This window comes from Methylobacterium sp. Leaf87, assembly GCF_001422775.1.
Taxonomy (GTDB): domain Bacteria; phylum Pseudomonadota; class Alphaproteobacteria; order Rhizobiales; family Beijerinckiaceae; genus Methylobacterium.
This window is the reverse complement of sequence record NZ_LMMI01000041.1, coordinates 1-9387: the sequence shown is the minus strand read 5'-3', so window position 1 is coordinate 9387 and position 9387 is coordinate 1. Positions and strand designations below refer to the sequence as shown.

Annotated in this window: 9 protein-coding genes; 4 read left to right on the top strand and 5 right to left on the bottom strand. The window is 65.0% G+C overall.

Annotated elements, in window-relative coordinates:
- Positions 1–297: 297 nt before the first annotated feature.
- Together ASF22_RS16480 and ASF22_RS16475 are read right to left on the bottom strand one after the other, a co-directional pair.
- Positions 298–1356: a helix-turn-helix domain-containing protein gene (locus tag ASF22_RS16480; protein ID WP_056266359.1), complete on the bottom strand. Its 1059-nt coding sequence runs from the start codon at positions 1354–1356 to the stop codon at positions 298–300.
- An 86-nt stretch (positions 1357–1442) separates the two neighbouring features.
- Positions 1443–2690, bottom strand: a complete 1248-nt coding sequence (locus ASF22_RS16475) for an MFS transporter (RefSeq protein WP_280137422.1) — start codon at positions 2688–2690, stop codon at positions 1443–1445.
- A 622-nt stretch (positions 2691–3312) separates the two neighbouring features.
- Between ASF22_RS16475 and ASF22_RS16470 the strand changes: the two genes are divergently transcribed.
- Positions 3313–5427: a TonB-dependent receptor gene (locus ASF22_RS16470; protein ID WP_244474320.1), complete on the top strand. Its 2115-nt coding sequence runs from the start codon at positions 3313–3315 to the stop codon at positions 5425–5427.
- A gap of 335 nt (positions 5428–5762) precedes the next feature.
- Here ASF22_RS16470 and ASF22_RS25335 read toward each other — a convergent pair whose 3' ends face one another.
- On the bottom strand, positions 5763–5870 hold the full coding sequence (locus tag ASF22_RS25335) for a helix-turn-helix transcriptional regulator (protein WP_348271155.1): 108 nt from the start codon (positions 5868–5870) through the stop codon (positions 5763–5765).
- A gap of 375 nt (positions 5871–6245) precedes the next feature.
- Between ASF22_RS25335 and ASF22_RS16465 the strand changes: the two genes are divergently transcribed.
- Positions 6246–6644 (top strand): hypothetical protein, encoded by a 399-nt coding sequence (locus ASF22_RS16465; protein WP_056266351.1) that lies wholly within the window; start codon positions 6246–6248, stop codon positions 6642–6644.
- 247 nt (positions 6645–6891) lie between these two features.
- Here the strand turns inward: ASF22_RS16465 and ASF22_RS23300 are convergent.
- A protein-coding gene (locus tag ASF22_RS23300) for an IS630 family transposase (protein ID WP_156647819.1) occupies positions 6892–7847 on the bottom strand; the annotation gives its coding sequence in 2 pieces (ribosomal slippage) (positions 6892–7502 and positions 7502–7847; 957 coding nt in all).
- 301 nt (positions 7848–8148) lie between these two features.
- Here ASF22_RS23300 and ASF22_RS16450 point away from each other — a divergent pair.
- Entirely contained in the window at positions 8149–8547 is a 399-nt protein-coding gene (locus tag ASF22_RS16450; RefSeq protein WP_156647818.1) for a hypothetical protein, read from the top strand.
- A gap of 7 nt (positions 8548–8554) precedes the next feature.
- Here the strand turns inward: ASF22_RS16450 and ASF22_RS23295 are convergent, their stop codons facing one another.
- Complete coding sequence (locus tag ASF22_RS23295) at positions 8555–8812, bottom strand: helix-turn-helix transcriptional regulator (protein WP_082483770.1); 258 nt, start codon at positions 8810–8812, stop codon at positions 8555–8557.
- 51 nt (positions 8813–8863) lie between these two features.
- Between ASF22_RS23295 and ASF22_RS16445 the strand changes: the two genes are divergently transcribed.
- Positions 8864–9292 (top strand): hypothetical protein, encoded by a 429-nt coding sequence (locus ASF22_RS16445; protein WP_056266343.1) that lies wholly within the window; start codon positions 8864–8866, stop codon positions 9290–9292.
- Positions 9293–9387 lie beyond the last annotated feature (95 nt).

The window sequence follows — 9387 nt, the reverse complement described above, 5'->3', positions numbered from 1 at the left end:
CGAACCGAGCGGATCAGTGCCGTCCGCTCGCCCTGCCATCGTCACACGACCGACGATGCACTAACTTCAAACCTGGGCCACTGAATGGGGGCAGGCCACTGACTCGCGCTGTCGCCGTTCCCCTTCGGACGGAAGGATCGAGGCACGCGCGTCCCTCGCTGGTACAGAAGTGTACGGAGCTGCGCGTTGTCTGAGCGTCCCAAACTTCACGCAGGAGCCAACCGCACTGTTCGGGACGGACGATGTGGTTTGGAGACATTGTCCCTTCGGATACGCCTCGTGCCGGTCGCGGGCGTCTTAGGCCTTCGACGACTTGCGGTTCAGGACCTCGACCCAGCCGCGCATGTGTTCGGCCTTGAGGTCGCCCATGGCGCTGTCCTCAGGACGCAGCATGGCGTCGCGGAATTGCGCGGGTGGTACCCCGTAGGCCGCCACGAAGGTGCGCGAGCCGTGACTGGCCGATGAAAAGCCGAGGTTCCACGCCAGGGTCGCGATCGGGGTAAGCCTGTCGCCCCGCAGGATCGCGGAGCGTAGGCGTGCTACCCGGCGCCGGACGATTTCGCCCTTGACGCCCCCCACCGGGGCGAAGGCCCGGTAGAGCGCGCTGCGGGAAACCCCGGAGCCGGTCGCAACCAGGCCTACATCGAGGTCGTGCCGCCCGAGATGGGCATCGATGAACAGCGACGCACGCAGTCGCCGTGCGGCCTGTATTTCTTCTTCGTCGCGATCCCGATCGGTGACGCATCGTCCGGAGCGATCCATGCCGTCCGCGATCAAACCGGCAATCAGCGCGCTCCCCCCGAGAGGAGCATCGGCGGACCCGGACGCCCCCCGGGCCAGGGACAGTACGGCCACGCCGAGCCCTGGGCAGGCCTTCCTCGAGAGAACGGCACCGTGAAGACTGCGTAGGTTTGGGACCACGGCTTCGACGACTTCCCGGGACAACGCAACGGTGACGAAGTCGGCGTCGTGCAGGACCGTACGTTGCGGAAGCGTGGTGTCGAACAGAACGACGTCGCCGGCGGCGAGGAGGCGCTCGTTCCCCGGCGCGCCGGCAAGCATACGGCCCGACCGCAATACCTGAAGGTTCAGATGCTCGAGTCCATCACGCCGGGCTCGCGAGCCCTCCCGCTGGTGGACTACCCCGACGACCTGCCGATCGAACAGGAACAATCCGGCGGCGCGACGCCCTATGACGGTCGCCTCGAACCTATTACCAACCCGCGAGACCGAGGACGCGACGGAATAGAGATCGTGGTAGGTTTCGAACTCGTCCGATGCGGCGCGTCTGAGCATGGCCTGTTTTTGGAAGGATGGGCGACGGCCCGTAAACCCGACGGGGCGATACCATACCATCCCGGCTAATTTCGAACCACATTCATCCCATCCGGGTTCCGTCCCATCGTTCGACCGAGCGAAGACGTATTTTCCGAGTGTCCACGTTACGCGCGGCGGCGCAGCCCCGCCAGGGCGCCGCTCAACCCCAGGAGGGCGGCGACGGTCACGACGACGACGATGGCCAGCCCGATCCCCCCATTGTCAGACAGCCGGTCGCTCAAGGCACCGATCGAGGGTGGCCCTATGCCGAAACCCACGGTCGTGACGACGGCGATGAACAGAGAGGTGATCCGGCCGCGCAGGGGCTTCGGTGTCATGGTCTGGAGGCCGAGAAGACCGGCGGGCGCGGCGAGGCCGAGTAGGAAGATGAGGCCCGCGAGCGCCGTTAAGGAGACCGCGACGCGATCTGATAGGCCGAACACGGCCACGATGGGTGGGGTGATCGCAAGGCACCCGGCGAGAACTCGGATCGCGGCGGTGCGCGGACGGGATCGTGCGAGCCTATCGATGATCCAGCCGCCCGCCAGGTGACCCATCGGAGCCGCCAGGATTACGACGAGGCCGAAGGCACTGCCTGCCTCCGCCATGCTGAGGCCGAAGCGGCGCACGTAGAGGACCACGGCCCAGGCGTTGACGGATTGGACGATGAGGATCGTCGCGGCGCTGGCGACGGTGTGGGCAGCATAGCGCCGGGCGTGCCGGGCGAGCCAAGCAAGCGCATGCCGACGCGGTCGATCCTGCCTTGACGTCTGCACGCGGTCCGGGTCGTGCAGGACGAGGTAGAGTGTCGCTAGAACGAGATTGGGAAGGCAGCTCAGGACGAAGATCGCCCGCCAGGGCGGCAACGGGCCGAAGGGCGGGACGAACGCGATGGTCGCCGGCAGGACGGCGAGCAGACCGCCACCGGCCAGGAGAGCGGAGCTGCGGCCGAGGGTGGCCCCGGCGGTGTAGATGGAGATGCCGCGCCCGAGCCGGGCTCGCCCCTGGCGCTCGGCGATGAGGGAAAGGGCCAAGGGTGTCAGGCAGGCTTGGCCGAGGCCGAGCAGCATACGAGCGCCGATCAGCTCGCTGAAGGAGGTCGCGAGACCGCAGGCCACGGATGCCGCGCTCCAGACCAGGATGCTAGCCGCGATGAAGCGGGGCCGATGGAGGCGGTCGACGAGCCCGCTGCATAGGATCGAGGCGAGGACGAACACCGCTACGAACGCTGTACCTTGCACAAGACCGACCTCGAAGTCGCTTAATCCCAACGCGGTCTTCATGGCCGGGGCCACGAGGGTGATCAGGAACCGGTCGGCGAAGGCGATGAGGTGCGTCGCCGCAAGAAGGTAGACGCCGGGCCAGAGGCGGATCGGCGACGCGCGGATGACGGATCGACGTTCGTGTGAGGCGGGTGCGGGAATGACGGCGTTCCTATTCGGGACGCGCTGCGGCGCCTTTCTCAGACTACATCCGTCCGGAGGGGACGGCGTTCTTCACCATGCCGGATGGGACGACAAGCCGGATCGGAAGCCCTAGGCGGCAGAACAAGAGAATGTGAACGATAAAAATCAGCGACAGCGTGTAGAAATATCACCGATAGCATCGATTGCATCGGGATCTCGGCCGCGCGACGCGATTCGGTGGAAACTCGAATTTAACGATTCAAACGACCGTCGTAACGCGCAAAATTCTAGTAGACCTTTAATCATTCGGGGCGATTTCGACCGCTCGAAGAGCTTTGTGCAAGACAATGAGCGCCTCCGCGACTGAGTTTTTTTCCGGAACGGACTACGGTCGATCTGCGAACCCTCTGACGTGTTGGGCGACGTGAGGATCGGCGGCGCCCTTCTGTTTCTCGTCATACCGATCGGCGCCGAAGCGTCCGGGGCGGGCAATCAAGCCACTCTCGCCGAGTTGTCCATTGTCGCCGATACGGCGCCGGGCCGTGTCGCCCCTGGGGCCGTCTCGCTTAAGGGTTCGGCGCCTGCCGCCGTGGAAGGTACGACGGGGGAATCCGTCACGCGCATCGGCCGCGAGGGGACCATCGCGAACCGCGCGGCGCCGACGATCGGCACGGTCCTTCTCGACAGTCCGGGCGTCGTCCTGCGGCAGGACAACGGCGCGCGCGACGTGATCGTCTCCATCCGTGGCAGCAATGCCCGGGCCGGGCGGGTCATGCGCAACACCGTAATCCTGGAGGATGGCTTCCCCCTGACCCAGCCCGACGGCGTTTCGCGCCTCGACCTCGTCGATCCCCGCGCGTATGCCGGCCTCGAGGTGTTCCGGGGGCCGCAATCTGCGCTGTTCGGAAACTACGCGACCGGGGGAGCCATCGCCCTGCGCACCCGCACCGGTCGCGAGATCGACGGCTACGAGATCGGCACCGATGCCGGCAGCTTCGGCTATCTCAACCGCTATTTCACGGTCGGGGGCGTGCGCGGGCCAGTGGAGATCGCTCTGTTCACGAGCGACGCGCGCGGACGCAGCGTCCAGGACACCACCGCCTACGACATCCAAACGGTTGATCTCACCGCGCGCTACACACTGACCCCGGACACCCGCTTCACCCTGAAGGTGATCAACAACACCATCCAGGCCGACTTACCCGCCCGCGCGTCCCGCGACCAGTACCGGATCAACCCGTTCCAGCGCCATTGCGAGACTGCCGCCACGGCCGCATCCGGCTGCGTCCTGACCAATCTGTTCGCGAATGGAGCATTCGGGGCCACGGTCCCGGTGACGGCGAGTCAGGCGGCTTTCGGGCGTGACGACCGCCGCACCATCGTGGCCGCCCGGTTCGAACACGATCTCGATGCGGCGACCACGTGGCGCGTCCAGGCCGGTTTCGACGAGCGAAACTTCGACCAGCCCTTCTACACCACTTCCGTACGCGGCAGCTTTCCGTCGTGGAACCTCCTCACCGACCTCAGCCGGCGCGGCACATGGTTCGGCCTGCCCGCCGTGAGTTCCATGACCCTCGCCTACAGCACCGTCGATTCCCACTCGACCGTCTTCAATCGGGCGCCGACGGGCGGGCCAGCCCTGGGCGCCTTCATCGGCGAACAATTTGCTGTGCAATCAAATCTCGGCGGGCGGGCCCGGACCGACATTGCCCTGTCGGATGCCTGGACCGGGGTGCTGGGGATCAGCGCCGAACGAACCGGGATCACCGGCCGCAACGCCGCCTACGGCTATTCCACCGCCGGTCGAACCGAGTCGCTCGTGATCGTCGACCGCGACCGGTTCAACCTCGCGCCGGAACTCGCCCTCGTCTACCGGCCAAATCTCGAATGGTCATTCCGGGGCCGGGTCGCGACTGGCTACTCGGATCCGGGCGCAACCAGCCTGTTCGTGACCGCCGCCGGCCTTCCGGGCAATAACACAGGCCTGCGAACGCAGGAGGCGCTCGGCTCCGACCTCGGCATCGACTGGACCCCGGTGGAGCCACTGCGCATCAGCCTCACAGGCTTCGTGGAGGCCTTTCGCAACGAACTCATCACTCAGTCGCAGGGCGCCGGCCGTCTCACCTCCACGTTCAACGCCCCGGCTTCGCTGCATCGCGGCCTCGAACTTGGTGGCGAATGGGCTCTTGGTTCGGGTTGGCGCGCCACCCTTTCCTACGGGTTCGACGATCAGGTCTACACCCGCTTCGTCGAGAGCCTGAGCGCGGGCAAGCTGACCGCGGCGTTCGACCAGGCCGGCAAGCGTATCCCGGGCGTTCCCCGCCATCACGGACTGGCGCGAATTGGCTACGAGCAGGTCGGCGGCCCATTTCGTGGATTTGGAACGTTCCTGGAAGCCGTGGCGCAGGACGATGTCTTCATCGACACGGCCAACCTGCTGACCGCCCCCGGCTACACGATCCTCAACGCCAACGTGCATTACGCTGCCGAGCTGCCCGGCCCGTCTGCCAGACGCGTCAACGTCTATTTGGAAGTCCGCAACGTCCTCGATCGCACCTATGTCGCGTCCGCCCTCAATCTCGCCAACACGCTAAATGCTGGAACGGGACTTCAGAACGGCGCCGCTGTCCTCGCCGCAACGCCCGGTTCGATTTTCGCTGGCGCACCGCGCAACATCGTGGGCGGGATGAAACTCTCGTTCTGAGGTGGCCGCGTCGTGCTGACCAAGAGCTGCTGAAATTGGATAAGGGCCCTTGGCCTACTCCTGGAAAGCGGCTCTTCGTCAAGTTTAGTGGATTAGATTGTTGCGGAGGAGGCGAGAGACCGCTTCTGACTGAACGGGGTGGGGACCTCAGATCAGGGCATACCCCTTCTCCGTGACATCCCCAGATATCGCCTTCTCTACGTTAGGCGTGAGGAGAGCACTCTTCTTTACATTGCCGCTCAGCGCATCCGGTTGCATCGCCGTTGTTGAGCCATCCCACCAATTAAGGCAGCGCTTCAGGCCTTCTTACGCCCGGGGCGAAGAGGGGAGGGCGCTCAATTATCCGCCTGCGGAATCACAAAGAACTCCGCCACGTCACAGCCCAGGGCCATTGCCAACCGCTCCAGCACCTCGACGGTCGGATTGAAGCTGCCGCGCTCGATCCCACTGACATAGTGCGGTCAACGCCCGCATCGACGGCCAGCGTCTCCTGGCTGAAGCCCCGCGCTACCCGCAGCCGCCGCAGGTGCTACGCCACGCGCGCACGTCCATCCATGGCCGGGACAGCGCCAGCTTGGCAGCAGAGAAACCATAGAATATATTCAACATAATGCGAGGCAGGCCCTGTCACAGCTGAGTTCAGGATCTCCGCCCATCCCAACGAAGGGCGTAAGCCTTGGTCGCTCGCCTACTGAGCCCCCGATGCCGACTGGCCAAGCCTAATGCCCTCTTCGACTAAACTTCCTCGTCCTCACGCGAATGAGGAGCCGACAGCAGCAGACGAGGTAGTCACGGTGGAGGATCAGAGTTGGCGGGGCATGCTCACGGCTATGCACGCCGAGGGTTGGCGGGGCTACGCCTTCGTCGTCTTCCTCATCGCCTGCATCGGCACCGTTCTTTTGATCCCACGCCAAAGCGCTCGCGATGCACTGCTCGCCATCACCCCGGGGCAGATGCCGGCCTGCGACAGCCCGCCCTCGCGGCACATGCTCGCTCAAGCCGTCAGCGGCTCTCCCGCCGCGCGCACCCAAGGCATCGTTTTGCAGAAAGTCGGAAGTCTGCGCGACGCCTTCCCCGGCATCAACGAGTATGAGGGGCAGCGGACCTGCTTGGCGGAGATTTATACCAACGCCGGCCGTGAGACCGCTACCACAATCCTGACCTGGACCAGCGCCGACAGAAATGAGGTCCATCTCAGCGTCATCGGTCTGTTCTGAGCGTCAGCTTCGTCCAAACCGCATGCGGCACGGTACCGATACGAACACCATCCAAGGGGGGGCTGAGAATGGATTGGTTCGAGAAGACTACCGGCTTTCGGGAAACGACGTACCCTGAAACGCAAGCGCGGCTGTTGGTACACGACGGTCGCCTTCTCCGAGTCGGGACGGGCCCAACCTACGCCGTTGGTACGCTGAGCCAGCCCTCGCTGACCGAGCTGCGTTCGCGGGCTAGAGCCATTGCCGGTCATGTTGGGTCGAAGGCGTCGTATCCAGCAGCGGCGACGTAGTTTCGGCATTCGTGTGGGCGGAAGGCTTTGAAGGCGTTTCGGATCGCGGCCCACAGGTCTGGGACGGTGCGCGCCGCCGCCGTTCGCAGGAGTGCCTTCAGTTTGGCGAAGGCTTGCTCGATCGGGTTGAAGTCCGGGCTGTAGGCCGGGAGATAGAGGAGGCGGGCACCCGCCGCCTCAATGGTCTCCCTCACCCCGGCCACCTTGTGGACGCTCAGGTTGTCGAGGATGACCGTATCGCCACGCTTCAGAACCGGGACTAGCGTGTCGGAGATGTAAGCCAGGAAGCGCTCGCCGCTCGTTGCTCCGTCGAACAGGGCGACGGCAACGAGCCCGCTCGTGTGGAGGGCAGCGGTGACGGTGGTGGTCTTGTAGTGCCCGTGCGGAGCGGAGATGCGACAGCGCTCGCCCCGTTCAGATCGACCGTAGGGCCGCACCATGTTCGTCGCGGCAGCGGTTTCGTCGATGAAGACGAGGCTGTCCGGGTCGAGATCCAGCTGGACGTCGAACCACGCGCTCCGGGCGGCGCTCACATCCTCCCGCTGCTGCTCGGTGGCGTGAAGAGCCCCTTTTTACGGGTGATGCCGTGACGACCGAAGAACCGCCACAACCCGCTCGTGCTGGTTCGGATACCCTGCTCGGCCAGCGTGTCGCGCAACTCCCGGAGGAAGATCTGCGGATGCGCGCGGCAGATCTCCAAGATGGTCTCGGCATAGGCTTCGATGGCAGGCGGGGACCGGTCGCCACCTGCGGGCTTGGGCGCGATCTCACCCCTGTCGCGGAAGCGCGCGTGCCAACGGATCGCGCTGGCCTTCCCCACACCGAAGCGCTCCGCTGCCTGCCGCCGCGACGATCCCGCTTCGACCGCTTCGATGTTTCGCTCGCGCAAATCGACTGACAGAGCTGACGGCATGGTGCTCTCCTTCGAAAGCATGCCATCGAATCAGACCACGCTCCTCACCGCCACCCCGACTCAATCTCAACGGGAACGGCTCTAAAGCGGTCGTTCGTCGGCCGCCACGCAGGTTCGGCTGGGGGTCGACACCGGAAGGTAGTCTACCTGAAGTGAGTGTCCGGTTTCGGGCGGTGCACTGGGGTCCGCTCCTGGCGCACAGCGGTCTCTTCATTCGGCAACTCGTCCAAGAGCGCTGTTCCAATCTGGATACCCTTCGTGAAGCTCAGCTGTCCGATGTCTGAACAGCGCGAGCTTTTCCTTGAGCGATCACCCATGTCCCATTCGAACCTTCCTCATCGTAGCCATCGCTACTCTGATCGGCGCCGGCGCCTTGTGGCTTCACTTCACGAAGCCCCGTCTTTCAGCCGGCCTCACGCCGGGCGTTCTGCCGGTCTGCGACAGCCCATTCACCCGCAAGCTTCTCAAGCAGACGATCGAACAGGCCTCCGCCGCTCGTGCGACCGGCCTCGAGGTTCTGCGCCTCGGCTTCATGCGGCATCACCTCGATGGAGTACGCGACACCACCCAGTTGCCCGCCCGGGTGTGCGAGGCCGAGGTCTTCGCCAATGCTGGGCGGCAGACACTCGGGTTCTCGCTCGAATGGACGAGCGCCGAGAAGGATGAGGTCTGGCTTTCCGTGCCGCAGCTGCCGTGGTGAGGCTGGTTCAGCGACGGCGCCCGCCAGGTAGCGGCCGCGGTGGAGCTTCTCCGGGGGCCGGTGCTACGAACAGATCACCCAGCGGCACGTTCAGCACACCAGCGACCCGATCGAGCAAATCGACGGTCGGGTTCTCGACCTGACGTTCCAGCCCACCGAGGTACGCGCGATCGATACCGGCATCAGCTGCCAGCCGCTCCTGGCTCACCCCGCGCTCGACCCGCAAGCGCCGCAAGTTCCACGCTACCAATTCCCGCCCCTTCATAGGGCAGGATCAGGTCCGAATACGGTCTAGCTAACCACTGGCTATAGCCACATGGATCAGGCATTCCTTCCCAAGGGCGTCACCCTGCAATCGAGCCACCGGATCTCCCGTATGCACGCTTGTCTCAAACCCGGACGTATCACCTCACAGCTTGCGCTCGGCGCCCTCATCCTCCTCGGGTTCATCAAGGGCGTGGCCCCCGTCCAAGCGGCCGAAGTCATCCCCGGCCGCTGTCACATGGACATGTGCTCGTGGTTTTCGATCGAGGAGAAGGACCTCGTTGGCACCGACCGCGACGGAGCCCTGTTCCGAGTGGTGACGAAGTCCTGGCGATCCCAGCACCCCGGCGGCTCCTACGACCGGCGCACGCCGCGACGTGGAGGTGGGACGGCAACGAGCTACGCGCTGTGTTCCAAGACGCATCCCGCCCTTCTCGACGCCGGTACCCCCGGTCGATGGGCGGTGAACGAACTCGACTGACGTGACTGGCTGGCTTTGGACCGGGCTGATTGAGAGGATCAGCCAGGACCGAAGGAGCTGGACATGCGGCGAGGTCAGAAGACGGGTGCGGAGCA